At 69.6% G+C, this 15015-nt stretch carries 14 protein-coding genes, 1 tRNA gene and 1 pseudogene; 10 read left to right on the top strand and 6 right to left on the bottom strand.

Annotated elements, in window-relative coordinates; translation table 11 throughout:
• The first annotated feature begins 2 nt into the window (after nucleotides 1–2).
• On the top strand, nucleotides 3–1532 hold the full coding sequence (locus ACXJ1Y_RS00295; protein WP_463848214.1) for a class I adenylate-forming enzyme family protein: 1530 nt from the start codon (nucleotides 3–5) through the stop codon (nucleotides 1530–1532).
• 191 nt (nucleotides 1533–1723) lie between these two features.
• On the opposite strand, the gene mgtE is transcribed toward ACXJ1Y_RS00295, so the two are convergent.
• On the bottom strand, nucleotides 1724–3094 hold the full coding sequence (gene mgtE / locus ACXJ1Y_RS00290) for a magnesium transporter (RefSeq protein WP_463848213.1): 1371 nt from the start codon (nucleotides 3092–3094) through the stop codon (nucleotides 1724–1726).
• A 462-nt stretch (nucleotides 3095–3556) separates the two neighbouring features.
• Between mgtE and pqqA (ACXJ1Y_RS00285) the strand changes: the two genes are divergently transcribed.
• Both pqqA (ACXJ1Y_RS00285) and pqqA (ACXJ1Y_RS00280) read left to right on the top strand, forming a co-directional pair.
• Entirely contained in the window at nucleotides 3557–3646 is a 90-nt protein-coding gene (pqqA, locus tag ACXJ1Y_RS00285; protein WP_463848212.1) for a pyrroloquinoline quinone precursor peptide PqqA, read from the top strand.
• A 75-nt stretch (nucleotides 3647–3721) separates the two neighbouring features.
• Nucleotides 3722–3811 (top strand): pyrroloquinoline quinone precursor peptide PqqA, encoded by a 90-nt coding sequence (pqqA, locus tag ACXJ1Y_RS00280; RefSeq protein ID WP_007559225.1) that lies wholly within the window; start codon nucleotides 3722–3724, stop codon nucleotides 3809–3811.
• Between the two features lie 66 nt (nucleotides 3812–3877).
• On the opposite strand, the gene ACXJ1Y_RS00275 is transcribed toward pqqA (ACXJ1Y_RS00280), so the two are convergent.
• The gene (locus ACXJ1Y_RS00275; RefSeq protein ID WP_463848211.1) at nucleotides 3878–5125 is read right to left on the bottom strand and encodes a NupC/NupG family nucleoside CNT transporter; all 1248 of its coding nucleotides are present in this window, start codon (nucleotides 5123–5125) and stop codon (nucleotides 3878–3880) included.
• A 31-nt stretch (nucleotides 5126–5156) separates the two neighbouring features.
• A complete protein-coding gene (locus ACXJ1Y_RS00270; protein WP_463848210.1) occupies nucleotides 5157–5786 on the bottom strand; it encodes a TetR/AcrR family transcriptional regulator in 630 nt (209 codons plus the stop codon).
• A 99-nt stretch (nucleotides 5787–5885) separates the two neighbouring features.
• Between ACXJ1Y_RS00270 and ACXJ1Y_RS00265 the strand changes: the two genes are divergently transcribed.
• The 3 genes from ACXJ1Y_RS00265 to ACXJ1Y_RS00255 are packed head-to-tail and all read left to right on the top strand — an operon-like array spanning nucleotide 5886 to nucleotide 9101.
• A complete protein-coding gene (locus ACXJ1Y_RS00265) occupies nucleotides 5886–6737 on the top strand; it encodes an SDR family NAD(P)-dependent oxidoreductase (protein ID WP_463848209.1) in 852 nt (283 codons plus the stop codon).
• 1 nt (nucleotide 6738) lies between these two features.
• On the top strand, nucleotides 6739–7632 hold the full coding sequence (locus ACXJ1Y_RS00260) for an alpha/beta hydrolase (protein ID WP_463848208.1): 894 nt from the start codon (nucleotides 6739–6741) through the stop codon (nucleotides 7630–7632).
• Nucleotides 7629–9101, top strand: coding sequence for a flavin-containing monooxygenase (locus ACXJ1Y_RS00255; RefSeq protein WP_463848207.1), 1473 nt, complete (start codon nucleotides 7629–7631; stop codon nucleotides 9099–9101). Before ACXJ1Y_RS00260 ends, ACXJ1Y_RS00255 begins: the two co-directional genes overlap by 4 nt.
• Before the next feature lie 3 nt (nucleotides 9102–9104).
• Here ACXJ1Y_RS00255 and ACXJ1Y_RS00250 read toward each other — a convergent pair whose 3' ends face one another.
• Nucleotides 9105–10946 (bottom strand): putative bifunctional diguanylate cyclase/phosphodiesterase, encoded by a 1842-nt coding sequence (locus ACXJ1Y_RS00250; protein WP_463848206.1) that lies wholly within the window; start codon nucleotides 10944–10946, stop codon nucleotides 9105–9107.
• Between the two features lie 262 nt (nucleotides 10947–11208).
• Here ACXJ1Y_RS00250 and ACXJ1Y_RS00245 point away from each other — a divergent pair.
• Nucleotides 11209–11666 (top strand): annotated as a pseudogene (locus tag ACXJ1Y_RS00245) (nucleoside deaminase).
• 21 nt (nucleotides 11667–11687) lie between these two features.
• Here ACXJ1Y_RS00245 and ACXJ1Y_RS00240 read toward each other — a convergent pair.
• Nucleotides 11688–11999 (bottom strand): ETC complex I subunit, encoded by a 312-nt coding sequence (locus tag ACXJ1Y_RS00240; protein WP_243957681.1) that lies wholly within the window; start codon nucleotides 11997–11999, stop codon nucleotides 11688–11690.
• A 40-nt stretch (nucleotides 12000–12039) separates the two neighbouring features.
• Nucleotides 12040–12116: transfer RNA gene (locus ACXJ1Y_RS00235), tRNA-Pro, on the bottom strand.
• Nucleotides 12117–12285: 169 nt separating this feature from the next.
• Between ACXJ1Y_RS00235 and ACXJ1Y_RS00230 the strand changes: the two genes are divergently transcribed.
• The 3 genes from ACXJ1Y_RS00230 to tgt all read left to right on the top strand — a co-directional run bounded on the left by ACXJ1Y_RS00230 (nucleotide 12286) and on the right by tgt (nucleotide 15011).
• Complete coding sequence (locus ACXJ1Y_RS00230) at nucleotides 12286–12672, top strand: exopolysaccharide production protein YjbE (protein ID WP_463848205.1); 387 nt, start codon at nucleotides 12286–12288, stop codon at nucleotides 12670–12672.
• Nucleotides 12673–12774: 102 nt separating this feature from the next.
• On the top strand, nucleotides 12775–13872 hold the full coding sequence (gene queA / locus ACXJ1Y_RS00225) for a tRNA preQ1(34) S-adenosylmethionine ribosyltransferase-isomerase QueA (RefSeq protein ID WP_463848204.1): 1098 nt from the start codon (nucleotides 12775–12777) through the stop codon (nucleotides 13870–13872).
• The gene (gene tgt / locus ACXJ1Y_RS00220) at nucleotides 13869–15011 is read left to right on the top strand and encodes a tRNA guanosine(34) transglycosylase Tgt (RefSeq protein ID WP_463848203.1); all 1143 of its coding nucleotides are present in this window, start codon (nucleotides 13869–13871) and stop codon (nucleotides 15009–15011) included. The genes queA and tgt overlap by 4 nt, the downstream gene beginning before the upstream one ends.
• Nucleotides 15012–15015 lie beyond the last annotated feature (4 nt).

Raw genomic sequence — 15015 nt, 5'->3', positions numbered from 1 at the left:
CCTTGACCGAAAGCCGCCAGCCGCCCGCCCGCTTCAACGCGGCCCGCTCCTGCATCGGCGAGAACGCCCGCCTCCGGCCCGAGAAGACCGCCCTCATCCTCGTGGGCGACGGGACGGAGGCGCGGCTCACCTTCGGCGAAGTGGACCGGGCGGTGCGCGGCATCGGCGCGGGGCTGTTGCGGCTGGGGCTCAAGCCCGGCGACCGGGTGATGATCCGCATGGGCAACGATGCGGATTACGCCCTGCTCCATTTCGGGGCGATGGCGGCGGGCCTCGTCTCGCTTCCCTCGTCGCCGCAACTGACGGAGGGTGAGGCCGCCTTCCTGATGGAGAATTCCGGTGCGGCGGCGGTGGCGTTGGCCGGCGGCTGCACCGTCGAGCCGGACGTCCTGGCAGGGCGCATCCTCCTCGATGCGGCCGCCATCGCGGCCTTGAAGGCGGGCGAACCGCTGGCCGACTACGCCGACACCGCCGCCGACGACCCGGCGATGCTGATCTACACCTCCGGCACGACGAGCCGGCCGAAGGGCGTGCTGCACGGCCACCGGGCGACCTACGGCCGCCGGCCGATGCTCGCTCACTGGATCGGCGTGACCGAATCCGACGTGATGCTCCACGCCGGCACGATGAACTGGACCTACACCCTCGGCGTCGGCCTGTCCGACCCGTGGTCGGTGGGCGCGACGGCGGTGCTCTACAACGGGCCGCGGGATCCGGGCGTCTGGCCCCGGCTGATCGCCCGCTACGGCGCGACGATCTTCGCCGCCGTCCCAACGCTTTACCGCCAGATCCTGAAATACGGCGACCTACCCGCCCACGACATCACCAGCCTGCGCCACGGCTGCACGGCGGGCGAACCGCTCTCCGTCGAGTTGCTCGAAGCCTGGAAAGAGGCGACCGGCAAGCCGCTCTACGAAGCCCTCGGGATGAGCGAGATCTCGACCTACATTTCGAGCGGCCCGACCATCCCCGTGCGTCCCGGATCGCCGGGCAAGCCGCAGCCGGGGCGGCGCGTGGCGATCCTTCCCGTCGAGGGCGAGCCGAAGCCGCTGCCGGCGGGCGAGAGCGGGCTCCTCGCCGTCCACCGCTCGGAACCGGCGCTGATGCTCGGCTACTGGAACCGGCCGGACGAGGAGGCGGAGGTGTTCCGCGGCGAATGGTTCGTCGGCGGCGACCTCGCCCGGTTCGACGAGGACGGCTACCTCTGGTTCGAGGGCCGCAACAACGACCTGATGAAGGCGATGGGCTACCGCGTCTCGCCGAACGAGGTCGAGGTGGTGCTCGGCGCCCACCCCGCTGTCGCCGAGGTCGGCGTGGCCGAGTTGCCGGTGCGTGCCGACGTGTCGGTGATCTGCGGCTTCGTGGTGCTCCAGCCGGGCGCCGGCCCGGATGCCGGGGCGTTGCTCGACTGGTGCGCGGAACGCCTCGCCGCCTACAAGCGCCCCCGCGAGATCCGCTTCCTCGACGCCCTGCCGAGGACCGCCAACGGCAAGGTGCAGCGCAAGCGCCTCGTGGCGGCCTCGCAGGGCTAGCGCCGCACCCGAACGAATTTGTTCAGCCAGCCTTCTCCGGATCGTCCCCTCATCCTGAGGTGCGGCGAAGCCGCCTCGAAGGAGGGCTCCAGGGATCGCGCGGCAGGCTGGAGCCCTCCTTCGAGGCCCGCTGACGCAGGCACCTCAGGATGAGGTGGGTGGGGGTCGCCTCAACGTGATCGGTCGCCGCCCTACAGCAGCGTCCCGCGCAGGATCAGCAGCGCCACCGAGAAGTAGATCACGAGCCCCGTCACATCGACGAGCGTCGCCACGAACGGCGCCGACGCCGTGGCGGGGTCGAAGCCGATGCGCTGAAGCAGGAAGGGCAGCATCGAGCCGGCGAGCGACCCGAAGGTCACGATGCCCACGAGGGCCGCACCCACCGTCGCCGCCACCAGCGGCCAGTGCTCGCCGTAATCGTAGAGGCCGAGCTTCTGCCACGCGACGATGCGCACCACGGCGATCACCCCGAGGATTCCGCCGAGCACCAGTCCGGTGGGGAGTTCGCGCAACGCTACTTTCCACCAGTCGCGCAGGCGCACCTGATGCAGGGCGAGGGCGCGGATGAGGAGCGAGGTCGCCTGCGAACCGGAATTGCCGCCCGAGCTCATGATGAGCGGGATGAACAGGGTGAGGACGATGGCCTTCTCCAGCTCACCCTCGAAGCCCTGCATCGCCGAGGCGGTCAGCATCTCCGAGAGGAACAAGGCGCAGAGCCAGCCGGCCCGCTTCCGGATCATCGTGAGGAAGCCGATATCCATGTAGGGCTCGGGCAAAGCCTCCATGCCGCCGAAGCGCTGCACCTCCTGCGTCTGCTTCTCGACCATCGCGTCGATCATGTCGTCCACGGTGACGATGCCGATGACGTGGCCCACCGCATCCACCACCGGCAGGGCAAGGAGGTCGTATTTCGAGATGAGGCGCGCGGCCTCGTCGCGGCTCGCCGTGGGCGAGACGGCGAGCGGCGCGCGGCCCGGCGCCACGGTGAGCACGTTGTCCTCCGGGTTGCCGGAGATGAGCCGCCGCAGGGGCACGGCCTTCGTCAGCGCGCGGGTGCGCGGATCCAGGACGAAGATCGAGTAGATCGTCTCCCGCGTCTTCTCGACGTGCCGGCAATATTCGAGGGTCTGGCCCACCGTCCACGTGCCGGGCACGGTGACGAACTCCGTCGTCATCAGCGAACCGACGGTCTCCTCGCCATAGGCCGAGAGCCTGTCGACGGCGCCCCGCGTCTCGGCGTCGAGGCGGGCGCGCAGGTCGGAGCGGCCGGGCTCCTCGATCTCGCGAAACACGTCGGTCACGCGGTCGGCGGACATGCCCGACAGGAACGAGGCCACCCGGTCGCGGGGCAGCATCTCGATGATCTCCCCGGCGCATTCGAGTTCGGGCTGGTCGAGAACCTCGACCGCCTTCTCGATGGGCAGGCCGAGCAGGATCGCCGTGGCGACTTCCGGCGCCTCGGTGTTCAGCGCCTCGACGATGTCGGGTGCGCGCTCGTCAGCCAGCCTTGCGGCCAGGGCTGCGGGTTCGACGCGGGCGTCGAAGGGAGCCAACTCGTTCATGACGCGCCTCATGGGACGAGGCGGCGCGCCTCAGGATGTCAGGCCGCTCCCGGGCCGCTCGCCGGTCCCGCAGGCCGGCGCGAAGACGGCTTAACGGAAGCGACGGCGCAGGGCCGGGCGCGGCAGGCACGATCGGTCGGGCACGTCGCTTCACTGGTTTGGGATTGAAGGGGCCGCAGCCCCGCCTGGGCGGTGCCGCGCGGCTGCCTCGTGCGCTGCCCCGCAGCGTCCGTCAAGCACAAAGCAGCAACTCAGGGCTATCGGATCGCCGGTGTGACTGTGAGAAATATAAGCTCGTGTCCGCTTGTATTGCGCGCCAGCAAACGGTTATATCCTGCATATCGCAGGGCCGAGAGGCACAGCGCTCCGGGAGACCGGATCGCAGGCCGATCAGGATGACTGCGGCAAAATCAGACGGTCCGTTCGCCGGACCGGTGGCTCTAACACTTGAGGATGGTTCAGATGGCTTGGTTTGCCCCCGTCGTGTCCGAGATCTGCGTCGGCATGGAAGTCACCAGCTACGAGTCGGCCGAGATCGACACCTTCAACTAAGTGGTTCGCGATCTTCGGATCGCAGCCCAGTTGACGCTACACACCCAACCCGAAGTCTTATCAGGAGGAATTATAATGGCTTGGTCTGCTCCCGTCGTGTCCGAGATCTGCGTCGGCATGGAAGTCACCAGCTACGAGTCCGCTGAGATCGACACCTTCAACTAAGTCGATCCCGGACCGTCAGGTCTGAGAACGCCGCCTCCTTCGGGGGGCGGCGTTTTTCATTTGGGCTCACCCCACGAACAGGCCGGCGATGGCCGCGCTGGTCAGATTCGAGAGCGAGCCGGCGAGAATCGCCCGCAGGCCGTAGCAGGCCACCTCGGACCGGCGTTCGGGGACGAGGCTCGAAAAGCTCGCGAGTTGGATCGCGATGGAGGCGAAGTTCGCAAAACCGCAGAGCGCGAAGCAGACGATGGCCTGCGAGCGCGGATCGAGGGTGCCGGCCTTCAGCGTCGGCGAGAGGGAGGCGTAGGCTAGGAATTCGTTGAAGGCGAGCTTCTGCCCGATGGCGCCGCCGACGATCCCCGCCTGATCCCACGGCACCCCCAGCAGCCAGGCGAGCGGCGACAGGACGCGGCCGAGCACGGCTTCGATGGACAGGCCGGGCCATCCAAGCAATGTGCCGCCCCAGCCGAGGATGCCGTCCGCCAGGGCGATGAGCCCGACGAAGGCGATGAGCATCGCGCCGACCGAGACGGCCACCGCGAGGCCCTTCTGCGTGCCGTCCGCCGCCGCCTCGATGACGTTGGCCGCCCTCGCCTCCCCGAAGGTGACGCGCGTCGAGGTGATGCGGGTCGGCTCGGAGGAGGGAAACAGGATCTTGGCGTAGAGCAGGCCGCCGGGGATCGCCATTACTGAGGCGGCCAGCAGGTAGGCCATCGGCACGCCGAGGGCCGCGTACCCGGCGAGGATCGCGCCCGCCGTCGAGGAGGCGCCGCTCGACATCACCGCGAAGAGTTCAGCCCCGGTCAGCATCGGCAGGAAGGGGCGCAGGGCCACCGCGATCTCGCTCTGCCCGATGGCGATGGTGATCACCGCCGAAAACGATTCGATGGGCGACGTGCCGAGCACCCGTTGCAGCCCCGCGCCGAGGATCCGCGCCGCCGCCTGCATGATCCCGAAATGGTAGAGCACGCCGATCAGCGCGGAGACGTAGAGGATCTGCGGCAGCACCCGCAGCGCCAGGACGAAGCCGGAGCCGCCGAACAGCTCGAACATGCGCGGCTCGACCAGCCCGCCGAACAGGAAGGCGGTGCCCCGGTCGCCGTAGGCGAGCAGGGTCGCCACGGTGTCGGCGGCCCCGTGCAACGCCGCCTGCCCCGCCGGCACGAACAGCACCAGGGCGCCGACGCCGATCTGCAGGGCGAGCGCGCTGACCACCACACGTGGCCGCACCAACCGGCGGTTCACCGAGAACAGGAAGGCGACGGCGAGGAGCAGCGCGATGCTCAGGGCCGCGTGGATCAGACGATCGATCATCCCACCCGGGATGGAAGGATCGTACCAACAGTCAAGTTTCGGTCGCGTTGGCGGGGACGATGTAGGGAAGGAACAGCGCCCGCACCTGATCGAACCCCCATTCGAGATCGGCCGCCTCAAGATCCGCCTTGCCTTGCACGCGGAAGCTCATCCAGTGGCTCGACACGATCCAGGCATTGTCGAGGAGCCGCGTGAGCGCGTCAGGATCGATGCGCAGGCGCCCGGCTTCGGCGGCGGCCTCGAACACGCCCCGCGCCAGGGCCTGCGTCCGCTGCCGCAGGGTGCGGACCTCGCCGCGCAACGCGGGCGCGATCTCCACCATGGCGATCCCGTCGCGGTAGATGCAGCGGTAGCGCCAGATCAGGTCGAACCATGCCCGCTGATAGGCCGTCAGGGCATCGGCCTGCGCGAAATCCGCCGGCAGGCCGCCGGCCACCGCTTCGGCCTCGGCGGCGAAGGCGGCGAAGACCGCCTCCACAAGCAGGCTCTTGCGCGGAAAATGGTAGTGCAGATTGCCTTCGCGCATGGTTGACGCGGCGGCGATCTCGGCCGTGGTGACGCGGCCCATCCCCCGGGCGTTGAACAGTGCGAGGCTCGCCGCCACGATCCGGTCGCGGGTGCGCGGGGCGGCAACGCTCGGGATCGGTGTCGCGCGGGTCATCACGAACCGACTTTAGGGTATTCACCCTAGACAGGGAAGACCACCGGGCCTATCACCCCCTGAGATCCGGCACCGCCGGAGGAAGGCCGGGAGAGCAGCTTGGCTCAACGATTCCGCCTGCAGGGAAGCGTCGCCCTCGTGACCGGCGCGGCCAGCGGCATAGGCGCCGCGTTGTCCGCGGCGCTCGCGGCGCGGGGCGCCTCGCTCATGCTCATCGACCGCGACGCGGAGGGCTTGGCCGTCACCGCCGCACGCGCCAAGGCGGCCGGCGCGGACACTGAGTGCCGCACCCTCGACCTCGCCGATGCCTCGGCCATCGCCGCGCTGCCCGAGGCGGTCACGCGGCGGTTCGGCCGGCTCGATCTCCTCGTGAACAATGCCGGCGTCGCCCTGGGCGGGCGCTTCGAGGAAACGCATCTCGACGATTTCGAGTGGGTGCTCGACGTGAACCTGCGGGCCGTGATCCGCATGTGCCACGCCTTCCTGCCGATGCTGAAGGAACGGCCGGCCGCGCAGATCGTGAATGTCTCCAGCCTGTTCGGGCTGATCGCGCCCCCCGGCCAAGCGGCCTATTGCACCAGCAAGTTCGGGGTGCGCGGCTTCACCGAATCCCTGCGCCACGAATATGCCGGCACGGGGCTTGGCGTCAGCGTCGTGCATCCGGGAGGCGTGGCGACCTCCATCGCCCGCAACGCCCGCAACCCGCGCCTGTCCGACGATCCGGCGGAAGCCGACGCGATGCGGCAGGCGGCGGAGGACGGGCGGGTCGCCTTCGAGAAGTTGCTCACCCTGTCGGCGGACGACGCCGCCGCCGCCATCCTGCGGGGCATCGAGCGGCGCGCCCCGCGCATCGTCGTCGGCAAGGACGCGCGGAACGCCGCGCTGATCCAACGCCTGCTGCCCGCCGGCTATTGGCGGGCGATCCTGCGCCTCTCCGGCGGAAAGGTTTGAGATGGCGAGCCTGCGTGCCTATATCGGGGCCTGGATGGTCCGCCGCCGGGTAAAGGCCCCCCTGGCGGGCGCCAAGAGCATCGACGACGTGCGCCGCATCCTCGGCGGCGCCTCGTTCCCGGACCCGCGCGACGCGACCTTCGAGGCGGGCAGCCTCGGCGGCGTGCCGGGCGAATGGATCCGGCCGGCGTCGGGCACGGTGTCGCGGCGGCTCTTCTACGTCCATGGCGGCGGCTTCGTCGCCTGCTCGCCCCGGACGCACCGCCCGGTGACGGGGGCCTTCGCGCGGCGGGGCTTCGAGGTCTTCGCGCCGGATTACCGGCTGGCGCCGGAGCATCCGTTCCCGGCGGGGCTCGATGACGTCATCGCCGCGTGGAACGCGTTCCGCGCGGCCGGCCCTGCGAGCCTCGCGGGCGAATCGGCCGGGGGCAACCTCGCCCTGGCGCTCCTGCTGGCGGCGCGGGACCGGCGCATGCCCCTCCCCTCGGCGGCCTGCCTGTTCTCCCCCGTCACCGACCTCGCCGCCGTCGACGGCTCGCGCATCTCGAATGGAAGCCGGGATGCCATGTTCCACGCCCAATCCATCGCGGAGGTGGCGCCGGTCTATGTCGGCGAGGGCGATCCGCGCACGCCCCTCGCCTCGCCGGTCTATGGCGACCCGACCGGCCTGCCGCCGCTGCTGTTCCATGTCGGCGACCGCGAAATCCTCCGCGACGACGCCGTGCGCATGGCCGACCGCGCCAAGGCGGCGGGGGTCGAGACGCGGCTGCGCGTCTTCCCCGTCGTCGCCCATGCCTGGCAATTCGCCGATCAGGTCCTCCCGGAAGCCAAGACCTCCCTCGACGAGGCGGCCGAGTTCCTGAAGCGCCATGCCGGCCGGGAGACCCACGCATGAGCGCCGCCACGGACACCGACGGCGTGCTCGCCGTGCTCATCGTCGGCGCCGGCTTCTCCGGCATCGCGATGGCGATCCGCTGCCGGCAGCAGGGCATCGGCCCGATTGCGGTGATCGAGAAGGGGCCCGGCATCGGCGGGACGTGGCGGGAGAACACCTATCCGGGTGCGGCCTGCGACGTGCCCTCGCATCTCTACTCCCTGTCCTTCGCACCGAAGGCCGATTGGAGCCGGCTCTACGCCAAGCAGCCGGAGATCGAGGATTACCTGCGCGGCGTCGCCGAGCAGTACGGGCTGATGCCGCTGATCCGCTTCGGCACCACCCTGCGCCGGGCGGTCTGGGACGAGGCCCGCGCCCTGTGGCGGGCGGAGACGGATCGCGGCGAGATCCTGGCCCGCGCCATCGTCTCCGGGGCCGGCGGGCTGCATCATCCGTCGATGCCCGACATTCCCGGCCGCGCGGACTTCGCCGGGGCGAGCTTCCACACCGCCGCCTGGGACCATTCCGTGGACCTGAAGGGCCGCCGGGTCGGCATCGTCGGCACGGGCGCGAGCGCGATCCAGGTGGTGCCGGAACTGGCGGGCCATGCCGGGCACCTCACGGTGTTCCAGCGGACGCCCCCCTGGATCATGCCGAAGAACGACCGGGCGATCCCGGAGGCGCGCAAGGCGCGCTACGCCCGCTTCCCCGCCTTACGGCTTCTGGAACGCTGGCGGCTGTTCTGGCGGCTCGAATTCCCGGCACTGGTCGGGTTCACCCGCGTCTCGAAGGTGACGGCCCAGGCCGAGGGGATGGCCAAGCACAACCTGCGCAAAGCCGTGCCCGACAAGGTGCTGCGGGAGAAGCTGACGCCGAAGTACCGCTTCGGCTGCAAGCGCGTGCTGCTGTCGGACGAGTACTACCCCGCCCTCCAGCGGGACGACGTGACCCTGGAGACCGGCTCCATCGCCCGCATCCTGCCCGAGGGGGTCGAGATGACGGACGGGACGAAGCACGACCTCGACGCCCTCGTCTTCGCCACGGGCTTCGATGTGCTCGGCGGATCGCTGCGCACGGAGGTAATCGGCCGTGAGGGGCGCCGCCTCGCCGAGGCGTGGTCGGACGGGATGCAGGCCTTCCAGGGCATCACCGTCGCGGGCTTCCCGAACTACTTCATCCTGCTCGGCCCCAATACGGGCATCGGCCACAACTCGATCATCGCCATGATCGAGATCCAGGTGGATCACGTCATCGGCTGCCTGAAGGCCCTGGCCGAGGGCCGGCAGGCCATCGAGGTCAGCGAGCCGGCGCAGGTCCGCTTCGTGGAGCGCATCCGCAACCGGATGAAGGAGAGCATCTGGCAGGCCGGCGGATGCCGCAGCTGGTATCTCGACAACCAGGGCCGCAACACGACCCTCTGGCCGGATTCGGTGCTGGCCTACCGGCGCAGCGCCCGCCGCGCGCGGATGTCCGACTACCGCCTGCGCTGACGCTCAGGCGACCCTCAACAGCGGGACGGCGAAACTCTCGATCACCCTTTCGGCCGGCATCGGCCGGCCGAGATGGTAGCCCTGGGCGAAGGGGCAGCCCATCTCGCGCAGGGCGACGAGGTCGGTCTCCGTCTCGACGCCCTCGGCCACCACTTCGAGGCTCAGCGCCTTGCCGAGGTCGATCACCGCCTGGACGAGCCCGCGCTTGTCGCCCGCTTCGTTGAGGCCGGTGACGAGGCTGCGGTCGATCTTCACGCGGTTCACGCGCAACTGCCGGATGCGCGACAGGGACGAGTAGCCCACGCCGAAATCGTCGATGGCGATGCTCACGCCGGCCCGCGACAGCGCGCCGAGCTTGTCCGACACGGCGGCGGCGTCGAGGGCGGTGTCTTCCGTCAGTTCGATCTCCAGCCAGTCCGCCGGCAGGCCGAAGGCTTCGAGCTTGTCGAGGATCAGCCCTTCGATGGGGGTCTGGGTCAGTTCGCGCGGGCAGACGTTCATGGCGATGCGGATGTCGGTCGCCCCATGCTCGGTGAGCGCGAGCTTCATCCGGTAGACGCTGTCGAGGATGTAGCGCAGCAGCGCCTCCGACAGGCCGATCACCCCGGCGGCGGCGATGATGTCCGGCGGCGGCACCCAACCGTGGCGCGGATGGCGCCAGCGGACCAGGGCTTCCAGCCCCGCGAGGTTGCCTTCGCGGACGCGGAAGATCGGCTGGAACCACACCTCGACGGCGCCCTCGGCCAGCGCGTCGGGCAGGTCGCGCTCGGCGTCGCGGCGCATGTCGAGGCGGTCGCGCAACTCGTCATCGAAGATGCGGTAGCGGTTCCGGCCGGTGGACTTGGCCGCGTACAGGGCCTCGTCGGCCCGCACGAGGCCTTCGGTCAGGCTGTCGCAGGCGCCGAGATGGATGCCGATGCTGATGCCGACGCGGTCGGTGTCGAACCGGTCGAAGGGTTCGGCCACCGCCGCGATGACCGCCTCTGCGAGGTCGCGGACGGACACGCCCGCCACGGCGGGATCGTAGAGGATGGCGAATTCGTCGCCGCCGAGCCGCCCGACATGGCCACAGGCCGGCACCTGCGCCCGCAGGCGGCGGCCGACCTCGGCGAGCACCTGATCGCCGGTCTTGTGGCCGTAGATGTCGTTGACCGACTTGAAGCCGTCGAGGTCGAGCAGCATCAGGCAGGGAGCGGGCGTCGCCTCGGCCTGCTCCGCGAAGCCCGCGCGGTTGAGGAGGCCGGTGAGCCCGTCGCAGATCGCGCGGTTCGCCATGCGCGCGGCGAGCGCGTTGGCCTCGTTCTTCAGCCCGCTCGTGCGCCGGAAGTTGGCCTCCGTCTCGAAGCAGGTGCGCATCAGCGCGACGAGGTAGACCAGCGTCGTCACCGCAAGGCACTCGCGCTCGAAGCCGCCCGTGACGAACAGGCATCCCACCACCGAGACGAGCGGCGGCGTGATGAAGAAGACGGGGATGCGGGCGAAGGACGTGCCGTAGCTCACCGCCCCGGCGGTGATTCCGCAGGTCACGACGAGGTAGAAGACCGCCTGCGGCGTGGTGTAGGCGGCGCAGAGGAACGGCAGGCAGGCCCAGACCAGTCCGGACAGGAAGGCGCCGAACGCCATGAGTTCCAGCCGCCGGTCGATGGCCGTGGCGGCCGCATCCGCATCGACGGGGGTGTCGTCGTCGAGGCCGACGCAGGACGCCCGACAGAGATAGACCCGCAGGAGGTTGGCGACCGTCGAGGCGGCGAACCAGATTCCGCCGGCCATTCCGTGGTCGGCGCGGATCGCCACGGCGAGACAGGTCAGGCCGAGAATCAGGTTGATGAAAAGAGCGCGCAACACGCTCCGTCTGGCAGCATCGAGCTGATCGCGCCGAATGGCACGCCTGAGAATTCGCTCTGGTGAAGCGACGATTCCCATGTCAGCACTCGGCTCTAAGCTTGTGCCTGCTTGCGCGGCCATCGCCCCGTTCCCTGCTCGGTATCCGAAATACAAGCAGAGCGTAAATAATTCCTCCAGTGCCACTGGAGAGTGAATCCTGGCGTGAACCGTGCCTCTCGGCCGACGTTCTGAGGACGTCCCGCCAGAGCAAGATGAGGATTTGATGGATCGGCACGAGGAGTACATGGCGGAGGCCGTGCGGATCGCGCGGGCCAATGTCGCCGAAGGCGGCACGCCTTATGGCGCAGTCATCGTGCGCGACGGCACCGTCGTCGCGACGGCGCCGAACACGGTCCATCTGAGCAAGGATGCCACCGACCATGCGGAGATGGTCGCCATCCACAAGGCGAGCCAAGCGCTCGGGCGCAAGGATCTCTCGGATTGCGTGATGTACGCGAGCGGGCGCCCCTGCCCGATGTGCCACGCGGCCATGCGGCTCGCCGGATTCAAGGAGGGCTACTTCGCTTTCAGCGCGGAGGAAGCGCAGGAATGCGGCGCGGGTAGCGCTGAGATCTACGCCGAACTTGCCGGCCGCTGGACCAGCAGCCGATGCGGCTCAAGCAGATGCGGCCGGAGGGCGCCTCGCCCTACCCGGAATGGGAAGCGCGCCAGAAGGGCTGACGCGCCGCTCCCGGACGGCGCTCAGTGGGTCCAGGGCGCCGTGCGGTTGAACTTGAAATTATCGGAATAGGAGAGGCCCTTGCGCGCCGTCTCCTTGCCCGGCTCCTCGACGCGGTAGGTGATACCCTCGCGCTGGGCGTAGGCCACGGCCTCCTCCCGCGTCTCGAATTCCAGGCGCACCTGCTGCATCATGTCCTTCGAGCCGTACCAGCCCATGAGCGGATCGGTCTCGCGCGGGCTCGTCTGGTCGAAGACCAGAACCCATTGCTTGGTGCGGGCGAGGCCCGATTGAGACGCATCCTTTGTGGGGCGGTAGATGCGGGCACTCGGCATGGGGTTTTCGAAAGCTCCTGGTGTCATGCCCTGCGGAGGATGGTCGGGGCGATAGGATTCGAACCTACGACCCCCTGGTCCCAAACCAGGTGCGCTACCAGACTGCGCCACACCCCGACGGCCATCCGCGGCACGAAAGCCGTACCCGTTCGGCCCCGCCTCGGCAAGGAGGCGGATGCGCCGCCCTCGATGCCCGCCGTCGAAGGTCATTCGGGAGAAATGTCTCGGAACCTCCGGGCATATCAGGCCATTGTTTCAACGATTACAAAATCTGGAGGAATGTCTGATGAAGGTTACTCGCGCGCTCGGTGCTGCTGCCGTATTCGTCCTGATGTCTGGCACCGCCTACGCTGCCCCCTGCGCCACCGGCACCACGGCCTCCAAGTCCCCGGACAAGACCATGAATCCGAAGAGTTCGGACGTGGACAAGTCGAGCGCCAACCTCGCGGGCGGCAACCAGCCGGCCTCGCCGGGCACCGTCGGCGCCATGAACAATGCCGGCGCCACGCAGGCCCCGACCCAGACCGACGGCACGTCCAACAAGGACGGCGCGAACGCCGGCTCCAAGAACATGGCCGGCGGCAACCAGCCCGCCTCGCCGGGCACCGTCGGCGCCATGAACAACGCCGCCGCCGCCAAGTCCACGACCAACATGGCCGACAAGGACTGCTAAGCGAGGCCTTCCCTTGCTGACGGGAACCCGCCCGGCTCACGCCGCGGCGGGTTTCTTTTTGCGCGCTTGAAACGCGAAAGCGTTCGGTGCACGCACCCTGCGATGCGTGTGGACCTCTTCGATTTCGACCTGCCGGACGCGAGCATCGCGCTCCGGCCCACCGAGCCGCGCGACGCGGCGCGCCTGCTCGTGGTGGCTCCCGGCGAACCCCTGGCCGACCGGGCGATTCGCGATCTGCCGAGCCTGCTGCGGCCGGGTGATGCCCTCGTCTTCAACGACACCCGCGTGATTCCGGCGCGGCTGCACGGCGTCCGCACCCGGCCCGGCGCACCGGGCCAGCGCACGGAGGTGATGCTCCACATGCGCGAGGCCCCCGACCGTTGGCGCGCCTTCGCCCGCCCGGCGAAGCGCCTCGCCCCCGGCGACGACCTCACCTTCGGGCAGGCAACCGAGGGCACGGCCTGCGAGGCGACGCGCCTGCGGGCGAGTGTGATGGAGAAGGGCGAGGCCGGCGAGATCGTCCTGCGCTTCGAACTGGCGGGGCCCGTCCTCGATGAGCAGATCGCCACCCTCGGGGAATTGCCGCTGCCGCCCTACATCGCCGGCAAGCGCCCGGCCGACGCCCGCGACGCCAACGACTACCAGACGATCTATGCCCGCGATCCCGGCGCCGTCGCCGCGCCCACCGCCGGCCTGCACTTCTCCGATGCGCTGCTCGGCGCCATCGACGCGGCGGGCCTCAGCCGGCACCATGTGACGTTGCATGTCGGGGCGGGCACCTTCCTGCCGGTGAAGGCCGACGACACCGACGGTCACCGGATGCACAGCGAGATCGGCCATCTCGACGCCGACACAGCGGAGGCCCTGAACCGCACGCGGGCGGCGGGCGGGCGCATCGTCGCCGTAGGCACGACCGCGATGCGGCTCCTGGAAAGCGCGGCGGGCGAGGACGGACGGATCGCCCCCTTCTCCGGCCCCACCGACATCTTCATCACGCCGGGATACCGCTTCCGCGCGGTCGATGCCCTGGTGACGAACTTCCACCTGCCGCGCTCGACACTGTTCATGCTGGTGAGCGCCTTCTCCGGCCTCGACACGATGCGGGCGGCCTATGCCCACGCCATCGCGACGGGCTACCGCTTCTACTCCTACGGCGATGCGAGCCTGCTGTTTCCGGCCGCAGCGGGAGCCACGCGATGACCTCCGAGACTCCGACGTCGTTCGGCTTCACCCTCCACGGGCAGGACGGCGCCGCCCGCACAGGCGAGATCGCCATGCCGCGCGGCACGATCCGCACCCCGGCCTTCATGCCCGTCGGCACGGCCGCGACGGTGAAGGCAATGTATGCCGATCAGGTCCGCGATCTCGGCGCCGACGTCGTGCTCGGCAACACCTATCACCTGATGCTCCGGCCCGGCGCCGAGCGGATGGCCCGCCTCGGCGGCCTGCATAAATTCATGCAGTGGAGCGGGCCGATCCTGACCGATTCGGGCGGCTTCCAGGTCATGTCCCTGTCGGCCCTGCGCAAGATCGACGAGAGCGGCGTGACCTTCCGCTCGCATATCGACGGCACCGCCCATGCCATGAGCCCGGAACGCTCCATCGAGATCCAGGGCCTGCTCGGGTCCGACATCCAGATGCAGCTCGATGAATGCGTGCGCCTGCCCGCCGAGCGCGCCGAGGTCGAGAAGGCGATGCGCCTGTCGCTGCGCTGGGCCGAGCGCTGCAAGGTGGCCTTCGGCGAGCAGCCGGGTAAGGCGATGTTTGGCATCGTGCAGGGCGGCGACCTGCCCGACCTCCGCGCCGAGAGCGCCCGCGCCCTCGTGGACCTCGACCTCAAGGGCTACGCCATCGGCGGCCTCGCGGTGGGTGAGCCGCAGGCCGTGATGTTCTCGATGATCGAGGCCACCGAGCCGCACCTGCCGCAGGGCAAGCCGCGCTACCTGATGGGCGTCGGCACGCCGGACGACATCCTCGGCTCGGTGGCGCGCGGTATCGACATGTTCGATTGCGTGATGCCGACCCGCGCCGGCCGCCACGGCCTCGCCTACACGAGGCACGGCCGGGTGAACCTGCGCAATGCCCGCTGGGCGGAGGCCATCGAGCCCCTGGACGAGCAATCGGCCTGCCCCGCCGCCCGCGATTATTCTCGTGCCTATCTCCATCATCTCGTCCGCTCCAACGAGATCCTTGGGATGATGCTGCTGACGTGGAACAACCTCGCCTACTACCAGGACCTCATGGCCGGCTCCCGCGCCGCCATCCGTGAGGGGCGCTTCGCCGATTACTGCGCGGAGACCCGCGAGGGCTGGGCGCGGGCCGAGCGGCAGGCCGCCTGAGGGG

The organism is Methylobacterium sp. TK26 (assembly GCF_055361565.1).
Note: the sequence above shows the minus strand (reverse complement) of the source record. Positions and strands in the feature narration are given on the sequence as shown.

What these genes read in the sequence shown, in the direction of transcription:
- ACXJ1Y_RS00270 (WP_463848210.1), bottom strand. Translation starts at nt 5,786, where the DNA reads ATGACCCGCGCGACACCGATCCCGAGCGTTGCCGCCCCGCGCACCCGC.
- ACXJ1Y_RS00260 (WP_463848208.1), top strand. Translation starts at nt 6,739, where the DNA reads ATGGCGAGCCTGCGTGCCTATATCGGGGCCTGGATGGTCCGCCGCCGG.
- ACXJ1Y_RS00255 (WP_463848207.1), top strand. Translation starts at nt 7,629, where the DNA reads ATGAGCGCCGCCACGGACACCGACGGCGTGCTCGCCGTGCTCATCGTC.
- ACXJ1Y_RS00275 (WP_463848211.1), bottom strand. Translation starts at nt 5,125, where the DNA reads ATGATCGATCGTCTGATCCACGCGGCCCTGAGCATCGCGCTGCTCCTC.
- pqqA (WP_007559225.1), top strand. Translation starts at nt 3,722, where the DNA reads ATGGCTTGGTCTGCTCCCGTCGTGTCCGAGATCTGCGTCGGCATGGAA.
- ACXJ1Y_RS00230 (WP_463848205.1), top strand. Translation starts at nt 12,286, where the DNA reads ATGAAGGTTACTCGCGCGCTCGGTGCTGCTGCCGTATTCGTCCTGATG.
- pqqA (WP_463848212.1), top strand. Translation starts at nt 3,557, where the DNA reads ATGGCTTGGTTTGCCCCCGTCGTGTCCGAGATCTGCGTCGGCATGGAA.
- queA (WP_463848204.1), top strand. Translation starts at nt 12,775, where the DNA reads ATGCGTGTGGACCTCTTCGATTTCGACCTGCCGGACGCGAGCATCGCG.
- ACXJ1Y_RS00240 (WP_243957681.1), bottom strand. Translation starts at nt 11,999, where the DNA reads ATGCCGAGTGCCCGCATCTACCGCCCCACAAAGGATGCGTCTCAATCG.
- tgt (WP_463848203.1), top strand. Translation starts at nt 13,869, where the DNA reads ATGACCTCCGAGACTCCGACGTCGTTCGGCTTCACCCTCCACGGGCAG.
- mgtE (WP_463848213.1), bottom strand. Translation starts at nt 3,094, where the DNA reads ATGAACGAGTTGGCTCCCTTCGACGCCCGCGTCGAACCCGCAGCCCTG.